At 69.5% G+C, this 22,994-nt stretch carries 30 protein-coding genes; 20 read left to right on the forward strand and 10 right to left on the reverse strand.

Annotated elements, in window-relative coordinates:
- Positions 1 to 185 precede the first annotated feature (185 nt).
- Together AC6LJ5_RS01365 and AC6LJ5_RS01370 are read left to right on the forward strand one after the other, a co-directional pair.
- Positions 186 to 431 (forward strand): hypothetical protein, encoded by a 246-nt coding sequence (locus AC6LJ5_RS01365; protein WP_103274831.1) that lies wholly within the window; start codon positions 186 to 188, stop codon positions 429 to 431.
- A 24-nt stretch (positions 432 to 455) separates the two neighbouring features.
- Positions 456 to 947 carry a helix-turn-helix transcriptional regulator gene (locus AC6LJ5_RS01370; protein WP_103274830.1) on the forward strand — a complete coding sequence of 164 codons (492 nt, stop codon included), beginning with the start codon at positions 456 to 458 and terminating at the stop codon, positions 945 to 947.
- An 8-nt stretch (positions 948 to 955) separates the two neighbouring features.
- On the opposite strand, the gene AC6LJ5_RS01375 is transcribed toward AC6LJ5_RS01370, so the two are convergent.
- The 5 genes from AC6LJ5_RS01375 to tet form a co-directional block, all read right to left on the reverse strand.
- Positions 956 to 1,654 (reverse strand): 2OG-Fe(II) oxygenase, encoded by a 699-nt coding sequence (locus tag AC6LJ5_RS01375; RefSeq protein ID WP_103274829.1) that lies wholly within the window; start codon positions 1,652 to 1,654, stop codon positions 956 to 958.
- Positions 1,651 to 2,352 carry a DNA-3-methyladenine glycosylase family protein gene (locus AC6LJ5_RS01380; RefSeq protein WP_103274828.1) on the reverse strand — a complete coding sequence of 234 codons (702 nt, stop codon included), beginning with the start codon at positions 2,350 to 2,352 and terminating at the stop codon, positions 1,651 to 1,653. Before AC6LJ5_RS01380 ends, AC6LJ5_RS01375 begins: the two co-directional genes overlap by 4 nt.
- 78 nt (positions 2,353 to 2,430) lie before the next feature.
- On the reverse strand, positions 2,431 to 3,153 hold the full coding sequence (locus tag AC6LJ5_RS01385) for a 2OG-Fe(II) oxygenase (RefSeq protein ID WP_498139631.1): 723 nt from the start codon (positions 3,151 to 3,153) through the stop codon (positions 2,431 to 2,433).
- Positions 3,150 to 3,707, reverse strand: coding sequence for a methylated-DNA--[protein]-cysteine S-methyltransferase (locus AC6LJ5_RS01390; RefSeq protein WP_498139632.1), 558 nt, complete (start codon positions 3,705 to 3,707; stop codon positions 3,150 to 3,152). Before AC6LJ5_RS01390 ends, AC6LJ5_RS01385 begins: the two co-directional genes overlap by 4 nt.
- A 96-nt stretch (positions 3,708 to 3,803) precedes the next feature.
- A complete protein-coding gene (gene tet / locus AC6LJ5_RS01395; protein ID WP_498139633.1) occupies positions 3,804 to 5,075 on the reverse strand; it encodes a Tet(A)/Tet(B)/Tet(C) family tetracycline efflux MFS transporter in 1,272 nt (423 codons plus the stop codon).
- A 145-nt stretch (positions 5,076 to 5,220) separates the two neighbouring features.
- Here tet and tetR point away from each other — a divergent pair, with 145 nt between their 5' ends.
- From tetR to AC6LJ5_RS01430, 7 genes are all read left to right on the forward strand, one after another.
- A complete protein-coding gene (gene tetR / locus AC6LJ5_RS01400) occupies positions 5,221 to 5,883 on the forward strand; it encodes a tetracycline resistance transcriptional repressor TetR (protein WP_498139634.1) in 663 nt (220 codons plus the stop codon).
- Positions 5,880 to 6,506 carry a LysE family translocator gene (locus tag AC6LJ5_RS01405; RefSeq protein ID WP_498139635.1) on the forward strand — a complete coding sequence of 209 codons (627 nt, stop codon included), beginning with the start codon at positions 5,880 to 5,882 and terminating at the stop codon, positions 6,504 to 6,506. The genes tetR and AC6LJ5_RS01405 overlap by 4 nt, the downstream gene beginning before the upstream one ends.
- Before the next feature lie 47 nt (positions 6,507 to 6,553).
- A complete protein-coding gene (locus tag AC6LJ5_RS01410; protein WP_498139636.1) occupies positions 6,554 to 7,111 on the forward strand; it encodes a helix-turn-helix domain-containing protein in 558 nt (185 codons plus the stop codon).
- A 144-nt stretch (positions 7,112 to 7,255) separates the two neighbouring features.
- A complete protein-coding gene (locus tag AC6LJ5_RS01415) occupies positions 7,256 to 7,846 on the forward strand; it encodes an HD domain-containing protein (RefSeq protein WP_498139637.1) in 591 nt (196 codons plus the stop codon).
- A gap of 31 nt (positions 7,847 to 7,877) precedes the next feature.
- Entirely contained in the window at positions 7,878 to 8,123 is a 246-nt protein-coding gene (locus tag AC6LJ5_RS01420; RefSeq protein ID WP_103274820.1) for a hypothetical protein, read from the forward strand.
- 24 nt (positions 8,124 to 8,147) lie between these two features.
- Positions 8,148 to 8,483 (forward strand): hypothetical protein, encoded by a 336-nt coding sequence (locus tag AC6LJ5_RS01425; RefSeq protein ID WP_103274819.1) that lies wholly within the window; start codon positions 8,148 to 8,150, stop codon positions 8,481 to 8,483.
- Positions 8,484 to 8,583: 100 nt separating this feature from the next.
- Positions 8,584 to 8,736 (forward strand): hypothetical protein, encoded by a 153-nt coding sequence (locus AC6LJ5_RS01430; protein WP_498139638.1) that lies wholly within the window; start codon positions 8,584 to 8,586, stop codon positions 8,734 to 8,736.
- A gap of 65 nt (positions 8,737 to 8,801) precedes the next feature.
- Here AC6LJ5_RS01430 and AC6LJ5_RS01435 read toward each other — a convergent pair whose 3' ends face one another.
- On the reverse strand, positions 8,802 to 9,206 hold the full coding sequence (locus tag AC6LJ5_RS01435) for a RidA family protein (protein ID WP_103274817.1): 405 nt from the start codon (positions 9,204 to 9,206) through the stop codon (positions 8,802 to 8,804).
- A 147-nt stretch (positions 9,207 to 9,353) separates the two neighbouring features.
- Between AC6LJ5_RS01435 and AC6LJ5_RS01440 the strand changes: the two genes are divergently transcribed.
- Positions 9,354 to 10,256, forward strand: a complete 903-nt coding sequence (locus tag AC6LJ5_RS01440; protein WP_498139639.1) for a LysR family transcriptional regulator — start codon at positions 9,354 to 9,356, stop codon at positions 10,254 to 10,256.
- Positions 10,257 to 10,417: 161 nt separating this feature from the next.
- On the opposite strand, the gene AC6LJ5_RS01445 is transcribed toward AC6LJ5_RS01440, so the two are convergent.
- Positions 10,418 to 11,086: a FadR/GntR family transcriptional regulator gene (locus tag AC6LJ5_RS01445; RefSeq protein WP_103274815.1), complete on the reverse strand. Its 669-nt coding sequence runs from the start codon at positions 11,084 to 11,086 to the stop codon at positions 10,418 to 10,420.
- Positions 11,087 to 11,357: 271 nt separating this feature from the next.
- Between AC6LJ5_RS01445 and AC6LJ5_RS01450 the strand changes: the two genes are divergently transcribed.
- The 10 genes from AC6LJ5_RS01450 to AC6LJ5_RS01495 are packed head-to-tail and all read left to right on the forward strand — an operon-like array spanning position 11,358 to position 20,886.
- Positions 11,358 to 12,485, forward strand: a complete 1,128-nt coding sequence (locus AC6LJ5_RS01450) for a cupin domain-containing protein (RefSeq protein ID WP_103274814.1) — start codon at positions 11,358 to 11,360, stop codon at positions 12,483 to 12,485.
- Between the two features lie 12 nt (positions 12,486 to 12,497).
- A complete protein-coding gene (locus tag AC6LJ5_RS01455; RefSeq protein WP_103274813.1) occupies positions 12,498 to 13,634 on the forward strand; it encodes an LVIVD repeat-containing protein in 1,137 nt (378 codons plus the stop codon).
- A 2-nt stretch (positions 13,635 to 13,636) separates the two neighbouring features.
- The gene (locus AC6LJ5_RS01460) at positions 13,637 to 14,020 is read left to right on the forward strand and encodes a RidA family protein (protein ID WP_103274812.1); all 384 of its coding nucleotides are present in this window, start codon (positions 13,637 to 13,639) and stop codon (positions 14,018 to 14,020) included.
- A gap of 36 nt (positions 14,021 to 14,056) precedes the next feature.
- Positions 14,057 to 14,659, forward strand: a complete 603-nt coding sequence (locus AC6LJ5_RS01465) for a glutathione S-transferase family protein (protein ID WP_103274811.1) — start codon at positions 14,057 to 14,059, stop codon at positions 14,657 to 14,659.
- A gap of 8 nt (positions 14,660 to 14,667) precedes the next feature.
- Positions 14,668 to 15,513, forward strand: coding sequence for an ABC transporter ATP-binding protein (locus AC6LJ5_RS01470; RefSeq protein WP_498139640.1), 846 nt, complete (start codon positions 14,668 to 14,670; stop codon positions 15,511 to 15,513).
- Between the two features lie 2 nt (positions 15,514 to 15,515).
- On the forward strand, positions 15,516 to 16,322 hold the full coding sequence (locus tag AC6LJ5_RS01475; RefSeq protein ID WP_233772467.1) for an ABC transporter permease: 807 nt from the start codon (positions 15,516 to 15,518) through the stop codon (positions 16,320 to 16,322).
- A gap of 28 nt (positions 16,323 to 16,350) precedes the next feature.
- Complete coding sequence (locus AC6LJ5_RS01480; RefSeq protein ID WP_498139641.1) at positions 16,351 to 17,367, forward strand: ABC transporter substrate-binding protein; 1,017 nt, start codon at positions 16,351 to 16,353, stop codon at positions 17,365 to 17,367.
- A gap of 11 nt (positions 17,368 to 17,378) precedes the next feature.
- Positions 17,379 to 18,869, forward strand: a complete 1,491-nt coding sequence (locus AC6LJ5_RS01485) for an aldehyde dehydrogenase family protein (protein ID WP_498139642.1) — start codon at positions 17,379 to 17,381, stop codon at positions 18,867 to 18,869.
- Positions 18,866 to 20,473 (forward strand): GMC family oxidoreductase, encoded by a 1,608-nt coding sequence (locus tag AC6LJ5_RS01490; RefSeq protein ID WP_498139643.1) that lies wholly within the window; start codon positions 18,866 to 18,868, stop codon positions 20,471 to 20,473. The genes AC6LJ5_RS01485 and AC6LJ5_RS01490 overlap by 4 nt, the downstream gene beginning before the upstream one ends.
- Positions 20,470 to 20,886: a hypothetical protein gene (locus AC6LJ5_RS01495; protein WP_103274806.1), complete on the forward strand. Its 417-nt coding sequence runs from the start codon at positions 20,470 to 20,472 to the stop codon at positions 20,884 to 20,886. The genes AC6LJ5_RS01490 and AC6LJ5_RS01495 overlap by 4 nt, the downstream gene beginning before the upstream one ends.
- Here the strand turns inward: AC6LJ5_RS01495 and AC6LJ5_RS01500 are convergent.
- Genes AC6LJ5_RS01500 through AC6LJ5_RS01510 form a run of 3 tightly spaced genes read right to left on the reverse strand, consistent with a single transcriptional unit; the run spans position 20,855 to position 22,991 of the window.
- A complete protein-coding gene (locus AC6LJ5_RS01500) occupies positions 20,855 to 21,697 on the reverse strand; it encodes an HpcH/HpaI aldolase family protein (RefSeq protein ID WP_498139644.1) in 843 nt (280 codons plus the stop codon). The two genes, AC6LJ5_RS01495 and AC6LJ5_RS01500, sit on opposite strands and share 32 nt — an antisense overlap.
- A gap of 12 nt (positions 21,698 to 21,709) precedes the next feature.
- Positions 21,710 to 22,027 carry an NIPSNAP family protein gene (locus AC6LJ5_RS01505; protein ID WP_498139645.1) on the reverse strand — a complete coding sequence of 106 codons (318 nt, stop codon included), beginning with the start codon at positions 22,025 to 22,027 and terminating at the stop codon, positions 21,710 to 21,712.
- A gap of 22 nt (positions 22,028 to 22,049) precedes the next feature.
- Positions 22,050 to 22,991 carry a 2-hydroxyacid dehydrogenase gene (locus AC6LJ5_RS01510; RefSeq protein ID WP_498139646.1) on the reverse strand — a complete coding sequence of 314 codons (942 nt, stop codon included), beginning with the start codon at positions 22,989 to 22,991 and terminating at the stop codon, positions 22,050 to 22,052.
- Positions 22,992 to 22,994 lie beyond the last annotated feature (3 nt).

Here is a 22,994-nt window from a genome sequence, read left to right on the forward strand (position 1 = left end):
GCGGCGCTGCGCGCCCCGCGGGCGTCGCATACTGGCTGTCCGGTCGCCATACGGCTATGTTGAGCCGCCGGCGCGATCGCCGGTAATTCTGTCCTAGTTCATTGCAGACATGCCGTTGCGACAGTGATTGTTTGAAGTTGTCTATTGACAACCCTGTGTGTGGTTTTCGATAATGGAGGCGCTTGATGACCAGGTCTTTGCATCCGAAGAAAGAAGTCGAGGCGGCGCTCAGGCATGCCGAAACGCATGGCTGGCGCGTGACGGTGGGCGGGGCCCATGCCTGGGGCAAGATCTATTGCCCCAGGCGGCACGACGAATGCCGCTGTGGCGAGTTCTGCATCACCAGCGTCTGGAGCACGCCCAGGAATCCGGGCAATCATGCGCGCGCCTTGCGGCGCGTGGTCGACAACTGCACCGCGCACGGCGGCTGACGCGCCGCGCGCCGAGGAACAGCGATGGAATACATCTTCACCCTGAAATACCAGCTGGGCAGCGATGTCGAGGACATGGACGCCGTCATCGAGCGCCTGGGCGAAGCTGGTTGCGACGACGCGCTGGCGGGCATTGGCCTGCCGGGCCGCCTGGCGCTGGAATTCACGCGCGAGGCGCCCAGCGCCGAGGTCGCGGTCGGCAGCGCGCTGGACGATGTACGCCGCGCCTTGCCCGACGCCCGGCTGATCGAGGCTGCGCCGGACCTGGTCGGCCTGACCGACGTGGCCGAGATCGCCGGCGTGTCGCGGCAGGCCATGCGCAAGCTGATGCTGGCGTATCCGGGCAGCTTCCCGGTGCCGGTGCATGAAGGCACCACGTCCCTTTGGCATCTGGCCGACCTGCTGGAGTGGCTGCGCGCCCGGGGCAACGCCGCCTGGCCGCCGGCGCTGGCGGAAGTGGCGCGGGCCGCCTTGCAGGTCAACCTGGCCAAGGAAAGGCGCCGGGCCTCCGCCTGAGGCGCCGTTCAGGGCGCGTCGTGCAACAGCAGTTCCAGGCCGACGCGCTCGCCATCGCGCACGCGGCTGATGGCGTGCTTGAGATTGACGCGGTAGTAGCCGGCGCCGCCCTTGAACGGCCGCTGACCCGTGCCGATGATGGCGGCGTCGCCGATGCCCAGCGGCAGCACGATGGGGCGCGATTGCATGCGCGGACGCTGCTCGGTCATGACGAATTCGCCACCGGTGAAATCCCGTCCGGGCTCGGACAGCAAGGCCACGACCTGCAGCGGAAAGACGCAGTCGCCGTCGACGTGCTGATGCAGGCCCACCTCGTCTCCCTGGCGCAGCCGTTGCAGGCGCGACAGCGGCCGCGTCTGGCCGGCGGCGCGATTCCGCGCAAGGAATTCCGGCAGTTCGGCCGGATAGCGCAGCGGGTCGTCCAGGATCTGCTGCCAGCGGTTGGCAATCGGCGCCAGATGGCGATAGAACGCCTTGCGCCATGGCATCCAGGCCGCTGGCGCCGTGGGGGCGTGTCCGAACAGCTCTCCGCTGTCCGCGCTGGCGCTGGCGCGTGCGGTGGGCGCCGTGGCGGGCGCGGCGTTCGCCAGCTCGCGCGCCTGTGCCGGCGTCAGCAGTCCCGGCAGCAGCGCATAGCCTTCCACGTCCAGTTCATGGGCGATGGCGGTCCAATTCCTGCCGTCCAGCATGGCGACGATGCCGGTCATGGCTGTGCATCCCCGGCCGATGCTCGGACGGGATCGCCCGGCGGCTGCACGCCCTGGGCGGGCAGCCGCCACAGATACCATGCGGCGACGGTGCGATGCGGGCTCCAGGCCAGCCCGATGTCGCGCATCTGGCGCGGCGTGGGCGTCTTGTCCAGGCTCTTCAGGCGTCGATAGCCTTCGCGCACGCCATAGTCGTCCACCGGCAGGATGTCGGACCGCTCCAGCGTGTAGATCAGGAACATCTCGACCGTCCAGCGGCCCACGCCGCGCAGCGGCGTCAGGCGCGCGATCAGCTCGTCGTCGGACAGGCGCAAGGCGTCGGCGCGGCTCGGGACCACGCCGTCCGCAGCCGCCTGTGCGATGCCGCGAATGGCGACCAGCTTGCTGGCCGACAGGCCGCAGGCGCGCTGTTGCTGTTCATCGGTGGCCAGCAACGCTTGCGGACTGGGGAAGTCCGCGTCGGGGTACAGCGCCAGCAAGCGCGCCAGGATGGCTTCGGCGGCGCGGGCATGCAATTGCTGGTGGGCGATGGCGCGCACCAGCGCTTCATACGGTTCGCGGCCCGGCTTGGCTTCGTGCCGGCAGGGACCGACGGCCGCGACATGGCGCGCCCAGTCGGCGTCCAGGCCGGCCAGGAAATCAGCGGCGCGCCGGTAGGCGCGGGGAGACAGGTCGGCGGGGATGGCGGCGCGCGGCATCAGCGTCCTTGTTGCGGGTTCATCACGGAAGGGATCCTGGCAGTCTTTTTAACGCATGCGCGCCGGGCCGGGCAGGGGTCAACGCGCATCATGAAAAATCAGACCCACGGTATAGCGCGAACCGCCGCGCACACGGCTCACGCCATGGCGCATGGCGACCTTGCGCGTGCCGCCGCGCTTGCCCGGAGCCGGCCGGTGATTGACCGTGAAGACCAGCGCGTCGCCCTGGTCCAGCGCGATGACCTCGGCGCGCTGGCCGCTGGAGGCGGTTTCCGTCATGACGAATTCGCCGCCGCTGAAGTCCCGGCCGGGCCGCGACAGCAGGATGGCCACCTGCAAGGGAAAGACCCGCTCGCCGTACAGGTCCTGGTGCAGGCAGTTGTAGTCGCCTGCCCCATATTGCAGGATGAGCGGCGTGGGCCGCTTCTGGCCGGCCGCATCGCATTGCGCCAGGAACGCGTCGTGCGTGGCGGGAAACCGTTGCGGATCGCCGAGCAGTTGGTTCCAGCGGTTGGCGATGGGCGCCAGGCGCGGATACAGCGCCTGGCGCAGGGCTTGCAGCAGCGGCGGCAGCGGGTAGGAAAAATACTTGTACTCGCCCCGCCCGAAGCCGTGGCGCGCCATCACGATACGGCTGCGATAGCCGTCCGGCGAAGCGTATCCGGCAGCCAGAGCCGCGCATTGCGCGGGGTCCAGCAAGCCGGGCAGCCGCGCATTGCCGCGCGCGTCGAGCGCGCGCGCGATGGCTTCCCAATCGTGGCGGTCCAGGTCCGGCGCCATGGCGCAGGTTTCCGGCATCATCGGCCGCGCTCGCCGGCGAGCAGCGCGCGCTTGCGTTCGACGCCCCAGCGATAGCCGGATAGCGCGCCATCGCCACGCACCACGCGATGGCAGGGAATGGCCACGGCCAGCAGGTTGGCGGCGCAGGCGCCGGCCACGGCGCGCGAGGCGTCGGGCGCGCCGAGCTGGCGTGCCAGCTCGCCGTAGCTGCGGGTCTGGCCGGCCGGGATGGCGGCGAGCGCCTGCCACACCTGCTGCTGGAAGGCGGTGCCGCCCACGTCCAGCGCCAGCGGCGCATCGGCGTTGCCGTGGTCGATATAGGCGGCGATGGCGGCCAGCTCAGGTTGCAGCGATCGCGGATCCGCGTGCAGCGTCGCATCGGGAAAGGCGGCGGCCAGCTCGGCGCGCAGCGCGTCCCGGTCCGCGCCCAGCAGAATCGCGCAGATGCCAAGCTCCGTCTTGCCGGCCAGGACCATGCCCAGCGTGGTCTGGCCGATGGCGTAGCGGATCGGGCCTTGTGGCGCGCTGCCGGGCGCGCGGTAGCGGCAGGTGAATGCTGCGTCTTGGCGGATCATGGCGAGTCTCCTGGGGTTCGGGCAGTGAAGCCAGTGTAGGCAGGCCGGTCGCGTTCGCCACTCCGGTCCTTGCTGGGCGTTCCGCGAAGGGGCTTGTCACTGCCGCTGTCGCGCCGTCGCCGGCTCGTTCCCGGCGCACAGGTCGCGCACGGGCCTGGCCCGCCGCAGCAGCAGCGCCAGCCCGGCCAGGTTCAGCGCCGCGCCGGCCAGCCAGGGCCAGCCGTTCCAACCCTGGCCGGGCGCGGCATAGAGGGCGGTGACGCACAGCGGGCCGATGACGGAGGTCAGGCCCGCCAGGGAGGCCAGAGATCCTTGCAACTGCCCCTGGCGCGACGCGCCGGCCTGCTGCGAGAGCAGCGCCTGCAACGCGGGTACGACCAGGCCGCCCAGCGCCAGCGGCAACAGGATTGGAAACGCCATCCAGCCCTGCGTCGCGAAGGCGATCAGCACGTAGGCGCAGCCATCGGCCAGCAAGCCCAGCATGGCGCTGCCGCGCTCGCCGAAACGCCGGGTGGCGGGGCCGGGCAGCAGGGCCTGCGCCAGCGCATGCAGCACGCCGAAGGCCGCCAGGGACAGGCCGACCATGGCGGCGTCCCAGTGGTAGCGGTCTTCGCCGTACAGCACCCACAAGGATCCAGGCACCTGGCCAGAGATCTGCGCGAGCACGTAGGCCAGCAGCAGCGCCGGCACCGCCGGCAGGCCGCGAACCCAGCGCAGGGCGCCCAGCGGATTGAGCGCCTGGAGCGCGCGAGCCGCGCGGATGCCAGCGGCGGCGGGGGCTGTTGCGGCCGATGTCGTGGCGTCGGACGCGGGCCGCGATTCCGGCAGGAAGCGCCAGGCCATGAGGCAATTGAGCGCGTTCAGCGCGGCGGCGACGGCGAAGGGCGCATGCGGCGACCACTGGCCCGCCAGGCCGCCGATGACCGGCCCGGCGATCAGCCCCAGGCCCATGCAGGCGCTCAGGTAGCCGTAGCGGCGGGCGCGGTCCTCGCCGCGCGAGAGGTCGGCGATGCATGAGCTGGCGACCGCGCCGGTCGCGCCGGTCAGGCCGGCGACGGCGCGACCCAGGTACAGCACCCACAGCGCCGGCGCGACCGCCATCACCGCGTAGTCCAGCGCGGCGCCGGCCAGCGAGGCCAGCAGCACCGGACGGCGTCCGTGGCGGTCGGACAGCGCGCCCAGCAGCGGCGCGCACAGGAACTGCATCAGCGCATACAGCGCCAGCAGCACGCCGTAGTGGCGGGCGACCTGATCGGCGCCGGCCAGCGCGCGCAGCAGGCCGGGCAGCACCGGCATGATCAGGCCGATGCCGGCGGCGTCCAGCGCGACGGTCGTCAGGATGACGAACAGGGCTTTGTCGGATTTCATTAAAAATTTATCAGTGATAAATTTGCGTATGAAAATCTATCAGTGATAAATTGTCAAGCCTGGAATTCAGTGAACGGACCTGAACGCCGGCGTGGACGCACAGCGGCATCCGGGCCGGCGGATGGGTCGATACAGAGGAAGCCGCGTGACCAAACTCAGCCGCGAAACCGTGATCCGCGCCGCGCTGGACCTGCTGAACGAGGTCGGCGTGGACGGCCTGAGCACGCGCCGCCTGGCCGAGCGCCTGGGCGTGCAGCAACCCGCGCTCTATTGGCACTTCAAGAACAAGCGCGAACTGCTGGACGCGCTTTCCCGGCAGATGCTGGTCGAACGCCACACCCGTGGCATCCCGCAGCCGGGCGAGCACTGGCGCACGTTCCTGCACGACAACGCCATGAGCTTCCGGCGCGGCCTGCTGGCCTATCGCGACGGTGCGCGCATTCATGCGGGCACGCGGCCGGACGGGCCGCAGGCCGGCGCGGTGGAAGCGCAGCTGCGCCTGCTGCGGGACGCCGGGTTTGCGCCGGACGCCAGCGTGCATGCGCTGCTGGCGGTCAGCCAGTACACGGTGGGCGCGGTGCTGGAGCAGCAGGCGGCACAGGACGGCGCGGGGCAGGGCATGACCCGGCAGGAACTGCCGCAGGACGCGCCGCTGCTGCGCGTCGCCATGGATATACTCGAAGGCGGCGGCCCGGACCAGGCGTTCGAACAGGGCCTGGCCCTGTTGCTGGACGGGCTGGCCTGCCGCCTGGAGCAGGGCGGCGCGCGCTCGCCTGCTCGCCGCGCCTCCAAGGGAAACACGCAATGATCGACCACGCCACGCTGCTTACCTATCTCGCCGTGCTGACCGGCTTCGTGCTGATTCCCGGCCCCGCCGTGCTGCTGACGCTGGCGCGGGCGGCCACCTCGGGCACGCGCGTGGGCATGGCGACCGGACTCGGCATCGCGGCCGGCGACCTGATCCATACCTGCATGGCAGTGCTGGGGCTGTCGGCCATCCTGATGACGTCCGCTTTCCTGTTCAACGTGGTCAAGTACGCCGGCGCGGCCTATCTGGTCTACCTGGGCGTGCGCGCCTTCCTGGAGCGGGCCGACCTGCCCGACCTGACGCCGGCCGCGGGCGTCGACGCGCGCACGGCGTTCCGGCAGGCGATCCTGGCCGAGGTGCTGAACCCCAAGTCGGCGCTGTTCTTCCTGGCCTTCCTGCCGCAGTTCGTGCGTCCGCAGAACGGTCCCGTGGCCTTGCAGCTGGCCACGCTGGGCGTGCTGTTCGTGCTGATGGGCGCCTTGAGCACGGGGCTGGTGGCGCTGTGCGCGGGCCGCGTCGGCCGCCTCCTGCGCCGCCATCCGGCAATCTGGCGCTGGCAGGGCAAGGCGGTCGGCACGGTCTATTGCGCGCTGGGCATACGCATGGCGATGCAGCAGCGCTAGTGCGCTGTCCCGCAGATACGCCCACACGACATCCACCCCTGGCCGCCATGACGGTTCTCGATTTCAAACCCGTGCGACTGGGCGCCGCGTTGCGGCGCTGGCGTCTGTTGAACCGGATCAAGCAGACGCATGCCGCCGAGCTGTTCGGCGTGGCGCAGTCCACGATATCTCGCTGGGAAAGCGGCGTGCAGGAGATGGAGCCGGCCGAGCGCGCGCAGGTCGAGCGTCGGCTGTCCGCCAGGCTGGACGCGGCGGCGGATCGGGCGCTGGCCCGATTGGTCGATGCCGGTCCGTCGCCGATGCACCTGGTCTGCGACCTGAGTCACGCGCTGCTGGCCTGCTCGCCGCCGCGCGCCGCCGAGTTCGGCGCGCCCTTGTCCGGGCTGATGGGCCGTTCGCTGTGGCGCTACGCCACCCCTGAAATCCAGCGCATGGAAGCGGCGCTGGAAGCCATGGGCTGGCGCGAAACGCAAGCCCCGCCCGCCATCGAGTTTTGCACCGGCGCCAATCGCTCGGACGAGGTGCCGATCCGCCAGAGCGCCTGCCGCTGGACGCGCATCGTGCTGGCGGACGGCTCGGCGGCGCGGCTGGTCGAGACGCTTTGATCGGGGGACGGCCACCCGGGTGGTGGCGAGCATTTTTTATGCGTGGACACGGGCGTGGCGCGCGCGCAAGATGAGGCCGTCGGCACGGTCGCGGCGCGTTGGTTCGCCGGGAGCCCCGCCGGGTTTGAGGGGAAGCGCGAAGAGATGGAAATCGCCACGATCAGGGGCCGGCTGGATTTCATCCGCCAGGCCGAACGGCTCAAGGACGTGCTGCGCAGCGGCCGCAGCTCCGGCGGCCGGCAGGAAAGCACGGCCGAGCACAGCTGGCGTCTGTGCCTGATGGCCATGCTGTTCCAGGATGGGCTCGTGGGGCTGGATCCGCTGCGCGTGTTGCAGCTGTGCGTGGTCCACGACCTGGGCGAGGCGCTGGGCGGCGATGTGCCGGCGATCGTGCGCGACGCGCATCCGGACAAGAGCGCGCGCGAGCGCCGCGACCTGTTGCAACTGGCCCGCAGCCTTGACCCGGCGGCGCGCGAGCGGCTGCTGGCGCTGTGGGACGAGTACGAGGCCGCCGCGACGCCGGAAGCCCGCGCGGTGAAGGCGCTGGACAAGATGGAAACCATTCTGCAGCACAGCCAGGGCGACAATCCGCCCGATTTCGATTACGGTTTCAACCTGACCTATGGCCGCGACTACGCGCAGCACGACGAGGTGCTGCGCGCGCTGCGGACCCTGGTCGACGAGGCCACGGCGCGCAGGATGGCGATCCCGCGCGCCGATTCATCATCCGCTTGAATCGATCCGGCTTTGATCCGGTCCAGAGAACATGCGCAGCACCCCGGAAGCCGGCCCGTTCCGGCAGGACATATTGAACGCCGCGACCGCTGGCATGGCCCACGCGCCCGCCAGGGAAATGCTGCTTCGCCATCGCGCGGCGGGCTGGACGCGGGACCGCATGTACGCGGAGCTGGCGTCCATGGCCGTGGCGGCGCCGGAGCATGAAGACTACCTTCATGACCTGATGGACTTCGTTTCGGGCTATTGTTCTCTCGCCATGAGGATCTTCGATTGAATCGCGTGCCGACGGGAGATTGACATGCAGGTGTTCAAGACGCTGGCCGAGCTGCTGCGGGCCATCCCCGCGCTGCAGGCCGGGGAGTGGATCTACGTGAACCTGGACGCGTGGCGCGCGACGCCCGAGCAGGCCGTGTTCTATTCCATTTCGGAAACGTATCTGGAGGAACTGGACGATGACGAGGTCTACCTGGACGACGAAGACCTGGAAATGCCGCTAGCCGTCCGGGGCCTGGACTTGCGTGGCTGGATGCTGGCCGGGAATGTGCAATACATCGCCGGCCGGTTGAATGGCGAGGACCCGGCCGAATTCATCGCCCAGGTGAATCACTACCGAGAGTACGACAGCTTCAAATGACCGGCTCCGCCTCCAAGTCTCCCGGCGCGACCGCGCCTGCCACGGACATCGCGCTCGGCCTCGCATCCCGCCTTCGCTGCGGGCGTTCATCGCTCAGCGCGTGGGCCAAGACGGGCTGGCCCAGGTCGGCGATGCGCCGTACCGGATGGACGTCGGCGCCGAGGATCTGACGGACGCCAACAACGCCTTCGGCGAGGCGGGCTTCCTGATTTCCTGGGTCGAGACCCGGAAGGCGAAGCGCGGGCTGTCGTGAGCGACGACGGTTTTTCACCCGCAAGCGCGCATCCCGAATCCCGCGCGCCGTTGCATTGACAGGCCCTAGCCCGCCGCGCCGTCCGGCAGCCTGGCGATCACCTTGAGTTCAACGTCGAACCCATACAGCCAGGTGACGCCCACGCCGGTCAGCGTGGGATACGGCGCCTGTCCCCAGAACTCGGGAACGATGCGCCAGATCCGTTCGAACGTCGATGCGGGATCGACGATGAACACTGTCACGTCGACCACGTCGTCGAAGCTGCAGCCGGCGGCGGCCAGCACGGCGTTGAGGTTGCGGAACGCCAGCCGCACCTGTTCGTCCAGGTCCGGCTCGGGCGAGCCATCCTCGCGGCTGCCGACCTGGCCCGAGACGAACAGGAAGCCGTTGGCCTTGATCGCCGGGGAATAGCGGTTGCGCTCATAAAGCGCCTGGCGTCCGGGGGGAAAGACGACGTCGCGTTGGGTCATGCCTGATCTCCGTGTACAGGCCGGCTGGCCTGGATGTGTGTGAACCGATGCCGCACTGTAGGAGGCGGCGCGCCGCCGATAAACGGGCAAGCCTGTCCAGCACTGTTTGTAGAATGCAAACAATCTGGCGAAGGGCAGGAGACACGCATGGACCGATTCGATGCAATGCAAGCGTTTGCGCGGGTGGTGGAGACAGGCAGCTTCACCAAGGCGGCCGAGACGCTGCGCATCAGCCGGACCAGTGTGACGCAGCTGGTGCAGCAGCTGGAGGCGCGGCTGCGCGTCAGGCTGTTGAACCGCACGACTCGCCAGGTCAATGTCACGGCCGACGGCGCGGCCTATTACGAACGCGTGCTGCGCCTGCTGGCCGACATGGACGATGCCGAGACCAGCCTGTCCGACGCCTCGGCCTCGCCCCGGGGCCGGCTGCGCGTGGACGTGCCCAGTCCCTTCGCGCGCATGGTGCTGGTGCCGGCCTTGCCGGCCTTCCACGCGCGCTATCCCGAGATCCAGCTGGACCTGGGCGTGAGCGACCGCAAGGTGGACCTGATCGGCGAGAACGTGGACTGCGTGATCCGCGGCGGCGAGCTGCAGGACCAATCGCTGCGCGCGCGCCGCGTGGCGGACCTGCGGCTGGGCGTGTACGCGTCGCCGGGCTATCTGGCGATGGCGGGCGTGCCACGGCATCCGGGCGAGCTGGAAGACTCGCACCATCGCATCGTGGGCTATCTGTGGGCGCGGCTGGGGCGGGCGCTGCCCTATGCCATGCAGCGCGGCGACGAACGCCTGAGCGTGCACGGACGCTACGCGCTGGCGGTGGACGACGGCAACGCCTATCTGCAGGCCGGCCTGGCGGGGCTGGGCATCTTGTGGCTGCCCGACTACATGGCGCGGCCGCACCTGGCCAGCGGCGAGCTGGCGCGGCTGTTCGAGGACTGGGACATGGAAACGATGCCGATGTACCTGGCCTATCCGCCCAACCGCCACGTCAGCGCCAAGCTGCGCGCCTTCATCGACTGGGTCGTGGAATTGATGGAGAGGCAGGCGTAGCACCGCCGCCCGGCGGCGCGGGCTAGGGGCAGGCATGGCGCTCCAGGTCGGCACTCCAGGTCTGAACGTCCCAGCCTGAAAGCGCTAGCCAGGAAATCAGGCCAGAAACTCAGGCCAGAGACTCAGGCCAGAAACTCAGGCCAGAGACTCAGGCCAGAAATTCAGGCCGTCTCCAGCGGATTCAAGCGATCGGCGATCTCGCGCTGGACCCGCCGCAAGTGCTGGCGCATGGCCTGTTCGGCGGCGTCCGGCGAGCGCGCGGCGATGGCTTCCGCGATGGCGCGGTGTTCCTGGTCGCGTTGCTGGATGCGCTCGCTCGTGATCGCGCTGGCCATGGGCACGTGCAGCCTGTGGTCGGAGCCGACGCGGCGCAGGAAGGCATACAGGCTGGCCGCGAGCTGGTTGCCGGAGCTGTCGGCCAGCAGCTTGTGGAAGGCGATATCGCCGATGGTGCGCGTTACGCCCTGCGGCGTGGTGGCGGCTTCCAGGATCTTGGCGATCTGCACCGGCGAGGCGCGCACCGCCGCCAGGCGCGCGATGGCCGGCTCCAGCACGATGCGCAGCTCGATGACCTCCAGCGCATTGGTGCCCTGGACCACCACGTCGCTCTTGAGCACCGGACTGTCGTTGCGGCGGATGATGGGGCGAGGCAGTTCGGCGGCGTCGCGCATCGTCTCCAGCGCCAGCCGCAGGCGATGCCGCTTCACCTTCAGCTGATCGGCCAGCAGGCGCTCGGGCGGCAGCTCCTCTCCCTTGCCGATCATGGCGCGGATCTGTGTGATCAGGCGCGTGACGTCATTCGAAACTTCGGGTTGCCTTGTGCGTGCCATGAGTTTCCCGCCTCCGGTTTTTTTGCGTACATCTTATGGGCGGAATATACGCCCAGCAATATCGAAAACCCTGAATGGTTGTTAATTGGCGGTTATTCGGTTGCTAATTCGCAAATGCCTGATTTGCATGGGGAAAGCGCAGAAAAATAAGGGTCGGAAAATCAGGTTTAGGGGTTTTCCATAAAAAAACCAGAATCGCGTTTACACAACCATTGGTTGTTATTAGATTTTGTTCCGCTGAATCCTGATAACCATTCAAAGGGGAATGTGTATGCACGCGACCGAGGTCGCCGGCGATGCGCGCGCGGCGGAATTGCTGTCCATGTATGAGCAGATCGAACGGAGGCACATGTTTCCGTTCTGGGCGCGCGGAGACAGCGCGCACGACGACATCAGCCAGCTGACCAACGGCCCCAAGCCGGTGCCGCACCGCTGGTCGTACCGCGACGACATCCAGCCCCTGCTGGCCCAGTCGGCGCGCCTGATCTCCACCGAGAACACCGACCGCCGCTCGCTGATCCTCATCAACCCGGGCCTGGCGCCGCGCCGCGCGACGGTGTCCACGCTGTACACCGCCTATCGCCAGAACGATCCCAACGAACTCATGCCGCCGCACGCGCACACGGCCAGCGCCGTGCGCTTCGGCCTGACGGGCCGGCAGAACTTCACGGGCGTGGAGGGCGAGGACATCACCTTCCTGCCCGGCGACATGGTGCTGACGCCGCGCGACACCTGGCACAACCACGGCAACCTGGGCGGCGAGCCGGCCATCAATCTGTCAGTGCTGGACTATCCGCTGGTCGAGAACCTGAACGCCCTGTCGTTCCAGCACGACTACCAGGAAAACGGCGAGGTCGTGCGCAAGCAGAGCGCGCGCTTCCAGACCGAGTATTCGCGCATGGTCTATGGCGCCGGCGGACTGACGCCGCGCTTTCTCGACCACCGGCGCGGCGGCGGCGATTCCTCGCCCATGTTCGTGTACCGCTACGAAGCCATGCGCGAGCTGCTGTATCGCTTTCGCGACTGGGACGAATCGCCGCACGAGGGCGTGTCGATCGAATACACGCATCCGCTTCGGGGCGGCCCGGTCTACCGGACCATGACCTTCTTCATGCAGATGGTGCGGCCGGGCGAGACCACGCTGCCGCTCAAGCAGACCGCCAACCTGCTGGTGTCGCCGTTCAGCGGCCAGGGCAGCATGACGGTGGGCGAACAGCGGCATGCGCTCGAACCGTTCGACACGGTCGCCGTGCCCAGCGAGAACTGGGTGCAGTACCGCAACGACGCCACCGAGCCGCTGATCCTGTTCATCGCCAGCGACGAGCCGGCGCTGCGCGCCATGGGCCTGTTCCACCAGTGGGGACGCACGGCCGGCGGCGACCTGGTCGAGCTGGTCTGAGGGAGCCCGGCCTTGGCTAAACAATGGAATACCTCGCTGCTCGCCCACGTCGATTGCGAGGGGGGCGGACAGGTCTGGGTGGAGGGCGCGACGATGTATGTCTCGCACATGCGTCCGCCCTATGGCACCTCGATCTACGACGTCGAAGACCCGCGCCGCCCGCGCCTGCTGGCGTCGCTGGAAGTGCCCATCGGCTGGCATTCGCACAAGGTGCGCGTGCGCGACGGCCTGATGATCGTCAACTATGAGAAGTTCCGCAGCGGCGCCGACGATTTCGGCGGCGGACTGGGCATCTACGACGTCAGCCGGCCGGACCGTCCGCGCCTGATCACGCACTGGAAGACGGGCACCCAGGGCGGCGGCGTACACCGCTACGACTTCGACGGTCGCTACGCCTATATCTCGCCGACGGCGCCGGGCTATATCGGCAACATCGTCAAGATCCTGGACCTGCGCGATCCGGCGAAGCCCGAGGAAGTGGGGCGCTGGTGGATTCCCGGCCAGCACGAGGCCGGCGGCGAAACCTATCCCTGGGACAACTACGTGCCGCCGCGCTGCCACCATCCGCTGCGCATGGGCAACCGCCTGTACGTGTCGTACTGGCATCACGGCATGTTCATCCTGGACATCGAGGACATGGCGCGGCCGCGCCTGGTGTCGCAGTTCAACACCGGGCCGGCCCATCCGCATCCCACGCACACGGCGCTGCCCATACCGGGGCTGCTCAAGGGCCGCCAGATCCTGGTGGTGGCGGACGAGGACGTGGCCAAGCTGCGGCCGTCGCCGCCGGCCTTCACCTGGTTCTTCGACATCACGGACGAGCGCCAGCCCATGCCGATCTCCACCTTCCAGGTCGACGGCGTGGACCCTGACGGCCAGCCGCAAGAAGCCATGTCCGGCTGTCACCAGCCGGCCGAGAAGTTCAGCGGCAATGTGCTGCCCTTCGCCTGGTTCGCGCGTGGCCTGCGACTGCTGGACATCAGCGATCCGTTCCGGCCGCGCGAAGTGGGCTGCTACGAGCCCGACCCGCCGGCCGGCTGCGAACGCGCGTCGTCCAACGACGTCACCACCGACGACCGCGGGCTGCTCTACCTGCTGGACCGGCAGCGCGGCCTGGACATCATCGAAAGCTCCGTTTACGGGACCTGACCATGACCTATCTGCAACAAGCCTTTGGCAACAAGAATCCGAACCTGCCGTTCCATCCGGCGGTGCGGGCGGGCGACTACGTCTTCGTGTCGGGCCAGGTGGCCAAGGACGAGAACGGCGTCATGCTGGAAGGCACCATCGAACAGCTGACGCGCGCCACTATCGAAGCGATGCGGCGGGCGCTGCGGGCGGCCGACTGCGACCTGGCCGACGTGGTCAAGGCCACCGTCTACCTGGAAGACGCGCGCGATTTTGGCCGCTACAACGGCGTGTTCAAGGAGTACTTCCCGGACGGGATGCTCGCACGCACGACCGTGGAGGCCCGCGCGGTCATCGACACCAAGATCGAGATCGAGTGCATCGCCTACAAGCCGCAGCGGTCCTGAACGGCCGCGCAAACCATATATCAAGGGAGAATCATCATGCTGGAAGTTCTGGGACGCGCCACCTCGGGCAATGTGCAGAAAGTGTTGTTCCTGCTCGAAGAGCTGGGCACGCCGTACAAGCGCCACGATTACGGCAAGACCTTCGAGGGCACCACGCTCACCCCGCAATACCAGGCCATCAACCCCACGCAGAAGGTGCCGACCCTGCGCGACGGCGAGCTGCACGTGTGGGAATCGCACACCATCCTGCGCTATGTGGCCAACAAGCAGGAAGCCCACGCGCTGTATCCGCGCGATCCCGCCGCGCGCAGCCAGGTCGAGCGCTGGATGGACTGGACGCTGGCCTCGCTCAACGTGGCCTACCTGGCCGGCTTCAAGGAAGCCAAGCTGCCGCCCGAGCAACTGAGCGAGGCGGCCGCCAAGCTGCTGTCCGCCGAGCTGTCGCTGCTGGACGGGCACCTGGCGGGCCGGCCCTGGGTCGCGGGCGAGGCCTTCTCCCTGGCCGACATCTGCCTGGCGCCGCTGGTGCGCCGCTGCCTGAAGTTCCCCCATCCCAAGCCCGAGCTGGCGCATCTGCGGCAATGGATGGCGCGCATCGAGCAGCGGCCGGCTTTCGCGGCGGCCGTGGCCGCGGGTTGAGGCGGGCCATGGACATGCAGGCGAATGCATCCGCCGGGCCCGGCCCGGCGCGGGAGGCGGCGCCCCTGGCGGCGCAGATACGGGCCCGCGGCCTGAACGTGGATTTCGACACCCGCGCCGGTTGCGTGCGGGTGTTGAGCGACATCGACATCGAGATCGCGAAGGGCTCGTTCACCTCCATCATCGGCCCTTCGGGCTGCGGCAAGAGCACGCTGCTGAAGGTGTTCGCCGGACTGGTGCCGCCGCCCGGCGGCGAGGTCTCGGTGGCCGGCGTGCCGCCGGGCGAGGCGGTGCGGCAGCGGCGCGTGGGCATGGTGTTCCAGGAAGCGGCGCTGATGCCCTGGAAGACCGCGCTGGAGAACGTCTGTTCGCTGATGGCGCTGGTGGACGCGGTGCCGCGCGAGCGGCAACGCGACCGCGCGCTGGAACTGCTGCGCCTGGTCGGCCTGGAGTACGCGGCCGACCGGTATCCGGCGCAGCTGTCCGGCGGCATGCGCCAGCGCGTATCCATCGCGCGCGCCCTGGCGCTGGATCCCGAGGTGCTGATGATGGACGAGCCCTTCGGCGCGCTGGACGCCATCACGCGCGAGCACATGAGCGACTTCCTGCTCGATATCTGGCGGCGCACCGGCAAGACCGTGGTGTTCGTCACGCACTCCATCGACGAGGCGGTCTACCTGTCCGACAGCGTCTACGTCATGGCCACCAATCCGGCGCGCATCGTGCAGAAGCTGGATATCGGCCTGCCGCAGCCCAAGAACGAGGCGACGTTTTCCAGCCCGATGTTCCACCAGAAGTCTTTCCAGTTGCGGCAGCTGCTCAAGGCAGGGCATGCGCCGGGGAGCGGAAAATGAGCATGAGCACGACCTTGAAAGAACCCGCCGCGCCCGCGCGGCCCGCGTCCGGCCGGCTGCGCCAGGCCTGGCGCGCCGCCTTGCCCAGCCTCGCGCTGGTGCTGCTGATCGTGGCGCTGTGGGAGGCGGCGGTCCGGTTGCTGCAGGTGTCGGCCTTCGTGGTGCCGGCGCCGTCGGCCATCGTCGCCGTGCTGTTCGAGCGCCAGGACGAGCTGTTCCAGGCCAGCCTGGTCACGGGCGCGGAAATCCTCTACGGCTTTCTGTGTTCCTGCGTGGTGGGGATCACGCTGGCGCTGCTGGTGGACCGATACGCCTGGTTCGGCCGCGCCAGCTATCCGCTCATCGTGCTGTTCCAGAACGTGCCGAAGATCGCGCTGGCGCCGCTGCTGATCCTGTGGTTCGGCTATGACCTGCTGCCCAAGATCGCCCTGATCGTCATCATGGCCTTCTTCCCGGTCACGCTGAACATGCTGGTGGGCCTGCGCTCGGCCGACGCCAACCTGATGTCGCTGCTGCAGTCCATTGGCGCGACGCCGGGCCAGATCATGGCGCGCGTGAAGATCCCGTCCTCGCTGCCGGCCCTCATGGCGGGCATGAAGGTCGCGATCACCCTGAGCGTGATCGGCGCGATCGTCGGCGAATTCGTCGGCGCCTCGGCCGGGCTGGGCTACATGATCCAGTTCGCCTCCAGCCAGATGGATACGGCGCTGGTGTTCGCCGCGCTGGTGCAGATATCCGTCCTGGGCGTCTTCTTCTATTACCTGATCGAGCTGGCCGAGCTGCGGTTCCTGGGCTGGGCGGCGCGCTGAAGCATCGACAATCAACAAGGGGAAAATCATGATCAAGCGTAGCAAGCTGTGCGGCCTGCTGGGCGCGCTGGCCCTGGCCGGCGCGGTCCAGGCCCAGACCAAGGATGCCGTCACCGTGCAGCTGGACTGGGTGGTGCGCGGCAACCATGCGCCGTTCTTCGTGGCGCGCGACAAGGGCTATTTCGCCGAGCAGGGCATCGACGCCGGTACGATCCGCAAGGGCACCGGCTCCACCGACGCGCTGCGGCTGGTGGCCAACGGCAACGCCGACTTCGGCTTCTCGGACCTGCCCACGCTGATGGTGGGCAGGTCGCAGGGCATCGCCAACACGGCGCTGGTGGCGGTCAACCAGAAGACGCCGCTGGCCATCATCTCGGTGAAGAAGAACTTCGACCTCAAGTCCGTGCAGCAGCTCAAGGGCGCCAATATCGGCGTGCATCCGGCCGGGTCCACCTACATCTTCCTGAAGGCGGCGCTGGCCAAGAACGGCATTTCGCTCAACGACATCAAGCAGTCCACGGTGTCGCCGCCTTATGAGAACTTCCTGCTGCTCAACCGCGTGAACGCGGTGCCGGGCTATATCGACGCCGAAGTGCCCGAGCTGGAGCACAAGGCCGGCGGCCCCGGCTCGCTGTCGGTGCTGCACGGCGCGGATCTGGGCATCCAGAGCTATGGCTCGGGCATGTTCACGGCCGACAAGACCATCGCCGAGCGGCCGGACCTGGTGCGCCGCTTCGTGGCCGCCTATATGAAGGGCTACGCCGACGTGATCCAGGATCCGGGCGCCGCGGCCGACTCGCTGATCAGGAACAACCCGGAATACAAGGGCAAGAAGGAGATGCTGGTGGCGCAGCTTCAGGCCGACCTGGACTACACCTTCTTCAGCGCCCATACCCGCGAGCACGGGCTGGGCTGGATCGATCCGGCGCAGTGGCGGGCCACCGCCACGCTCTACAAGGAACAGGGCGCGCTGGCGGCCAGCTTCGATGACAGCAAGGGCTTCGATACCCGCTTCCTGCAACAGGCCGGCCCGGTCAAACGCTGAGGAACCCAGGCATGAATCCGAAGACGCACGACACGGCCAGCGGCCCGGTGGCCTTGCCGGCCCAGGCCGGCCTGTACTACGGCGGCGCCTGGCACGCGCCACAGTCCGACCGCTGGATGGAGGTCCGCGCGCCGGGCACGGGCGAGCTGCTGATGCGTGTGGCCGAGGCCGGCCGCGAGGATGTGGCCCGGGCCGCGCGCGCCGCGCGGGAAGGCCATGCCATCTGGCGCCGCACGGCGCCGCTGGCGCGCGCGGCGGTGCTGCGCCGCGTCGCCCAGCGGCTGCGCGACAATGCCGCCCAGCTGGCCCTGCTGGACGCGCTGGACTGCGGCAATCCGGTGAGCGAGATGGGCTCGGACGTCATGGTGGCCGCCGCGCTGCTGGACTTCTTCGCCGGGCTGGTGACGGAGCTGAAGGGCGACACCATCCCGATGGGGCCGGACGCCCTGAACTACACCGAGCGCGAGCCGCTGGGCGTGGTCGCGCGCATCGTGGCGTTCAATCATCCGCTGCTGTTCGCCATGGGCAAGCTGGCCGCGCCGCTGGCGGCGGGCAACGCCGTCATCATCAAGCCGCCGGCGCAGGCGCCGCTGTCTGCGCTGCGCTGCGCTGAGCTGATCGGCGACCTGCTGCCGCCGGGCGTGCTGGCCATTCTTCCGGGCGGCGGCGAGGCCGGCGCCGCGCTGGCCGAGAGTTCCGACGTGGACATGATCGGGCTGGTCGGCAGCATCGCCACGGGCCGCAAGGTCATGCAGGCGGCCGCCGGCCGCATCAAGCCGGTGGCGCTGGAGCTGGGCGGCAAGAATCCCTTCGTGGCCTGCGCCGACGTCGATCCGGCGCAGGCGGCGCGCGCCATCGTCGACGGCATGAACTTCACCTGGTGCGGCCAGTCCTGCGGCTCGACCAGCCGCGCCTTCGTCCACCGCGACATCTACGACGAGGTCTGCCGCCATGTGGTCCAGGCCTGCGGCGCCTACGTGCCCGGCGATCCGACCGATCCGGCCACCACGATGGGCGCGATGATCAGCGCCGAGCACCGCGACCGCGTCAAGCGCGTCATCGACGAGGCCTGCGGCGGCCGGCTGCTGCATGGCGGCGCCATTCCGACCCGTGGCGTGCCGGCGGGCGGCCATTATCTGGAGCCCACCGTGTATGCCGATGTGCCCGCCGATTCGGCGCTGGCGCGCGAGGAACTGTTCGGGCCGGTGCTGGCGCTGATGCCCTGGCACGACGAGACGGCGATGCTGGACCAGATCCGGGGCCTGGACGTGGGCCTGACGGCGGCCATCTGGACGGCGGACCTGTCGCGGGCGCACCGGCTGGCGCGCGAGATCGACGCCGGCTTTGTCTGGATCAACGAGGTGGGCAAGCATTTCCTGGGCGCGCCCTACGGCGGCGTGCGGCAGTCGGGCATCGGCCGCGACGAGTGCTTTGGCGAGATGCTGTCCTTCACGCGGGAGAAGAATGTGCACGTGAATTTCCGGCAGGTGGCCAGGACATGAGCGCGGAGTACGACTACATCATCGTCGGCGCCGGTTCGGCCGGCTGCGTGCTGGCCAACCGCCTGAGCGCGCAGGCGGACTGCCGCGTGCTGGTGCTGGAGGCCGGCCCCTGGGATCGCGATCCGCTGATCCACGTGCCGCTGGGCTGGGGCAAGATCCTGCAGAAGCGGTTGCACGACTGGGGCTACGACGCCGAGCCGGCCGAGCACGCCGACGGCCGCGCGATCGAGTGCGCGCGCGGCAAGGTGGTGGGCGGCAGCTCGTCCACCAATGCCATGGCCTTCGTGCGCGGCCATCCGGGCGACTTCGCCCGCTGGGCGCGCGACTATGGCCTGGATGAATGGCGCTTCGAGGATACCCTGCCGTATTTCCGCCGGCTGGAGGACTGGGAGGGCGGCGCGGGCGCCGAGCGCGGCGGCGGCGGCCCCCTGCGCGTGCAGCGCTGCCGCTACCAGGATCCGCTGCTCGACGCCTTCGCGACGGCGGCCGGGCAGGCGGGCCATCCCTGGCTGGAGGACTACAACGCGCGGCCCGCCGGCGGCTTCTCGCGCTTGCAGATGTCGATCCGCCAGGGACGGCGCTGCAGCGCCGCGACCGCCTATCTGCGGCCGGCGCTGCGGCGGCCGAACCTGCGCGTGGAGACCGGCGCGCATGTGCTGGGCCTGGATTTCGACGGAGATCGCGCCACGGGGCTGCGCTATCTGCGCGGCGGCCGGCAGCAGACGGCGCGGGCGCGGCGCGAGGTCATCCTCGCCGCCGGCGCGATCAACACGCCAGCCATCCTGATGCATTCGGGCATCGGGCCGGCGCGAGTGCTGGAACAGGCCGGCCTGTCGGTGCGGCTGGACCGTCCCGGCGTGGGCGCCAATCTGCAGGACCACATCTCGGTCATCGTGACGGCGCGGCGGCGCGCGCCCGGTCCCTTCGTGCGCGAGCTGCGGCTGGACCGCATCGGCCGCTCGATGGTGCGCGCCTACCTGGGCGGCGAAGGTTTCGCCGGCGACGTGCCGGGCGGGGTGGTGGGCTTCGTGCAGCCCGAGGGCATGGACACGCCCGACCTGCAATTCCTGCTGACGGCGGCGCCGTTCACGGCCCGGCCCTGGCTCAAGCCCTGGCGCCAGCCGTTCCAGGACGGCTTCGCCGTGCGCACCGTCCTGCTGCATCCGCGCAGCCGGGGCCGCATCACGGTGGCGGGCGCGGATCCGCTGGCCGCGCCGCGCATCGACCAGAACTTCCTGGCCTGCCAGGAAGACCGGGAGCGGGTGCGCGATTCGGTGCGCATCGCGCGCGACCTGATGCGTCAGCCGGCGCTGGGTGATTTCGTGCTCGACGAGCTGGCGCCCGGGCAGGGCGTCGAAGACGACCCGGCGCTGGACGCATTCATCCGCCGCACGGCCATCACCGTGCACCACCCGGGCGGCACCTGCCGCATGGGCGCGGAGCGCGATCCGATGGCGGTGGTGGACGGGCGCATGCGCTGCCTGGGCGTGCCGGGGCTGCGCATCGTCGATGCGTCGGTCATGCCCGATCTGACCTCGGGCAATATCAACGCGCCCGTGCTGATGCTGGCCGAGCGCGCCGCCGACTGGATCCGCGCATCATGATGCGGCTGTCCCTGAGCCGGCACCGCTGCGTCAGCCTGCTGCCGCTGGCGGCGGGCGCGGTGCGCAGGCTGGACGATTTCTTCGCCGTGGACTGCCTGGACGCCGACGAGTGCCTGCCGGCGGACACGGCGGCGCTGATCGTCCGCTCATGCATGCTGGCCGGACTGCGCCAGAACGGCCTGCCGGCCAGCGTGCGCTCGGTGACGGTCGTCGGGGGAGCGGTGTCGGCGGACTTCCTGGACCATATGTGCGCGCGGCGCGTGCTGGTCACCTGCCCGGGCGTGGACGACGCCGCCTGCGAGGACCAGGCCATGGAGGTCTGCCACGATGTGATGGCGGCCTTCGGCTTCGGCCGGCTGGGCGCGCGGCCGCGCAACGTGGTCAACGACGTGCTGCTGTGCGACTGCTGCTAGGGTTTGCGCCAGCCGGGTCGCGCAGCGCATGCGCGGCGGCGGCGCGCTGCGTGGCCGCGCCGAGCAGGCAGGCCAGGTCCGTGCCCGTCGAGACCAGGCAGCCCAGCGGCGGGGCGGCCAGTTCGCGCAGCAGCGCGGGCTGGCCCGCCAGACCGCCCAGGCCCAGCGCCTTGCCCGCATCCAGGCAGGCCTGGCGGATGCGGGCCAGCGCTCGCAGCAGCGCCGGGTGGTCCCATTGGCCGGCCAGGCCCAGGTCCGCCGCCAGGTCGTGCGCGCCGATGAACAGCAGGTCCAGCCCGTCCACCGAGGCGATGGCCTCGACCGCGTCCAGCGCGTTGCGGCTTTCGATCATGACGGCCGTCAGCACGCTGGCGTCCAGGGCCGCCATGGCCTCGGCCTGGGGCAGGTCGCGGTAGCCCAGCGCCGCCTGTCCGCCGGCGTAGGAGCGGCGGCCGCGCGGCGGATGGCGGCAGCAGGCCACGACCCGCGCCGCGTCGGCCGCCGATTCGACCTGCGGCGCGATGATGCCGAGCGCGCCGCCGTCCAGCACGCGGGCGATCAGCGCGGCGTCGATGGCGGGCACGCGCACCAGCGGCGTCACGCCCGCCTCGCGGGTGGCGTTGCAGATGCGGCTGGCGGATTGCAGCGACAGGAGGGAATGCTCCAGGTCGACGTACAGCGCGTCCAGGCCGGCGGTCGCGGCGATGCGGCCGATCTCGGGCCCGTCGAACAGGCGCACGATCAGCGAGGCGGCCAGGCCGCCTTCCCGCAGCGTGCGCAGCAACGGGTTGGTGAGCGTGGAATCGGACATGACCGTGCCGGGCTAGACCCGTTTCGGACTGAACGACGCCGCGCGCCAGATCGACACCTGCTGCGCCACGAAGGTCCCGCGATTGCCGCGCTTGAATTCCTGCCAGGCCGGATCGGCCTCCAGCGCCGCGCGGCGGGCTTCGCGGTCGGCCATGCTGTCGTAGGCCCAGATGTGCAGCACCTGATTGAGCGTGCCGATGTCGCTGACGAAGAATCCCAGCAGACGGCCCAGGTGGCGCATCTGCAGCGGCAGCGCCAGTTCGCGGTAGCGCGCGAGATAGGCATCCATCCCGCCATGCGGCAGGGTGTAGGTGCGGTGTTCGATGATCATGGCGGGTGTCTCCTATGGCGGCTCAGGCGGGCGGGGTCAGCACCGCGCCCCGGCTGAAAAAGGCGTCCAGGTTGTCCAGCACCAGGTTTTCCATGGCGGCGCGGGTTTCCTGCGTCGAGGCGGCTACATGCGGCAGGACCACGACGTTGTCGCGGCCCAGCAGTGCGGCCGGCACGCGCGGTTCGTCGGCGTACACATCCAGCCCGGCGCCGGCGATGCGGTCCGTCTCGATAGCGCGGATCAGTGCGGCTTCGTCCACCACGCTGCCGCGCGCCACGTTGATCAGGAATCCGTCGGGTCCCAGCGCGTCCAGCACCGCTGCCGACACCAGATGGCGCGTGGCGGGTCCGCCCGGGCAGGACAGCACCAGGAAGTCGGCCCAGCGCGCCAGCGCCGGCAGGTCGGGCTCGAAGGGCATGTCCGCGTCCGGCTTGGGCGCGCGGCCGTGGTAGCGCAGCGCCATGTCGAAACCGGCGGCGCGGCGCGCGACGGCGCGGCCGATGCGGCCCAGGCCGACGATGCCGAGCCGCTTGCCGCTGACGCGCGTCGCCAGCGGGTAGGGACCGCCGGGCCAACGGCCCGCCTGCACGTGGCGGTCGGCGCCGGGAATGCGCCGCGCCGTGGCCAGCACCAGTCCGAAGGCCAGATCGGCGACGCAGTCGTCCAGCACGTCGGGCGTGATGCTGACCTGCACGCCGTGGCGCCGCGCCGCTTCCAGGTCGATGCCGTCATGGCCCACGCCGAAGCAGGCCAGCACGCCGCCGGCGAGACAGGCGAGCATGGCTTCGGTGCAGCCGTGGCGCGACATGGTCACGCCGCCCGCGTAGCGGCCGCGCGATGCGCGCAGCCAGGCGTCGCAGTCGGGTTGCTCCCATAGCGCGTCCAGTTCGTAGCGTTCGGCCAGCGCCGCGCGCAGGCCCGGCGGCAGCGGGCCGATCATCAACAGGCGGTGTCGTTGCCTCATGGC

It is taken from the genome of Achromobacter sp. 1011791174 (genome assembly GCF_059760925.1).

Excerpts from the sequence above, each read along its gene's own strand:
- AC6LJ5_RS01435 (WP_103274817.1), bottom strand. The coding sequence starts at position 9,206 with ATGACCCAACGCGACGTCGTCTTTCCCCCCGGACGCCAGGCGCTTTAT.
- AC6LJ5_RS01505 (WP_498139645.1), bottom strand. The coding sequence starts at position 22,027 with ATGATCATCGAACACCGCACCTACACCCTGCCGCATGGCGGGATGGAT.
- AC6LJ5_RS01440 (WP_498139639.1), top strand. The coding sequence starts at position 9,354 with ATGGACCGATTCGATGCAATGCAAGCGTTTGCGCGGGTGGTGGAGACA.
- AC6LJ5_RS01475 (WP_233772467.1), top strand. The coding sequence starts at position 15,516 with ATGAGCACGACCTTGAAAGAACCCGCCGCGCCCGCGCGGCCCGCGTCC.
- AC6LJ5_RS01510 (WP_498139646.1), bottom strand. The coding sequence starts at position 22,991 with ATGAGGCAACGACACCGCCTGTTGATGATCGGCCCGCTGCCGCCGGGC.
- AC6LJ5_RS01450 (WP_103274814.1), top strand. The coding sequence starts at position 11,358 with ATGCACGCGACCGAGGTCGCCGGCGATGCGCGCGCGGCGGAATTGCTG.
- AC6LJ5_RS01405 (WP_498139635.1), top strand. The coding sequence starts at position 5,880 with ATGATCGACCACGCCACGCTGCTTACCTATCTCGCCGTGCTGACCGGC.
- AC6LJ5_RS01500 (WP_498139644.1), bottom strand. The coding sequence starts at position 21,697 with ATGTCCGATTCCACGCTCACCAACCCGTTGCTGCGCACGCTGCGGGAA.
- AC6LJ5_RS01375 (WP_103274829.1), bottom strand. The coding sequence starts at position 1,654 with ATGACCGGCATCGTCGCCATGCTGGACGGCAGGAATTGGACCGCCATC.
- AC6LJ5_RS01485 (WP_498139642.1), top strand. The coding sequence starts at position 17,379 with ATGAATCCGAAGACGCACGACACGGCCAGCGGCCCGGTGGCCTTGCCG.
- AC6LJ5_RS01380 (WP_103274828.1), bottom strand. The coding sequence starts at position 2,352 with ATGCCGCGCGCCGCCATCCCCGCCGACCTGTCTCCCCGCGCCTACCGG.
- AC6LJ5_RS01420 (WP_103274820.1), top strand. The coding sequence starts at position 7,878 with ATGCGCAGCACCCCGGAAGCCGGCCCGTTCCGGCAGGACATATTGAAC.
- AC6LJ5_RS01495 (WP_103274806.1), top strand. The coding sequence starts at position 20,470 with ATGATGCGGCTGTCCCTGAGCCGGCACCGCTGCGTCAGCCTGCTGCCG.
- AC6LJ5_RS01460 (WP_103274812.1), top strand. The coding sequence starts at position 13,637 with ATGACCTATCTGCAACAAGCCTTTGGCAACAAGAATCCGAACCTGCCG.
- AC6LJ5_RS01370 (WP_103274830.1), top strand. The coding sequence starts at position 456 with ATGGAATACATCTTCACCCTGAAATACCAGCTGGGCAGCGATGTCGAG.
- AC6LJ5_RS01385 (WP_498139631.1), bottom strand. The coding sequence starts at position 3,153 with ATGATGCCGGAAACCTGCGCCATGGCGCCGGACCTGGACCGCCACGAT.
- AC6LJ5_RS01390 (WP_498139632.1), bottom strand. The coding sequence starts at position 3,707 with ATGATCCGCCAAGACGCAGCATTCACCTGCCGCTACCGCGCGCCCGGC.
- AC6LJ5_RS01465 (WP_103274811.1), top strand. The coding sequence starts at position 14,057 with ATGCTGGAAGTTCTGGGACGCGCCACCTCGGGCAATGTGCAGAAAGTG.
- AC6LJ5_RS01425 (WP_103274819.1), top strand. The coding sequence starts at position 8,148 with ATGCAGGTGTTCAAGACGCTGGCCGAGCTGCTGCGGGCCATCCCCGCG.
- AC6LJ5_RS01480 (WP_498139641.1), top strand. The coding sequence starts at position 16,351 with ATGATCAAGCGTAGCAAGCTGTGCGGCCTGCTGGGCGCGCTGGCCCTG.
- AC6LJ5_RS01415 (WP_498139637.1), top strand. The coding sequence starts at position 7,256 with ATGGAAATCGCCACGATCAGGGGCCGGCTGGATTTCATCCGCCAGGCC.
- AC6LJ5_RS01445 (WP_103274815.1), bottom strand. The coding sequence starts at position 11,086 with ATGGCACGCACAAGGCAACCCGAAGTTTCGAATGACGTCACGCGCCTG.
- tet (WP_498139633.1), bottom strand. The coding sequence starts at position 5,075 with ATGAAATCCGACAAAGCCCTGTTCGTCATCCTGACGACCGTCGCGCTG.
- AC6LJ5_RS01470 (WP_498139640.1), top strand. The coding sequence starts at position 14,668 with ATGGACATGCAGGCGAATGCATCCGCCGGGCCCGGCCCGGCGCGGGAG.
- AC6LJ5_RS01410 (WP_498139636.1), top strand. The coding sequence starts at position 6,554 with ATGACGGTTCTCGATTTCAAACCCGTGCGACTGGGCGCCGCGTTGCGG.
- AC6LJ5_RS01365 (WP_103274831.1), top strand. The coding sequence starts at position 186 with ATGACCAGGTCTTTGCATCCGAAGAAAGAAGTCGAGGCGGCGCTCAGG.
- AC6LJ5_RS01490 (WP_498139643.1), top strand. The coding sequence starts at position 18,866 with ATGAGCGCGGAGTACGACTACATCATCGTCGGCGCCGGTTCGGCCGGC.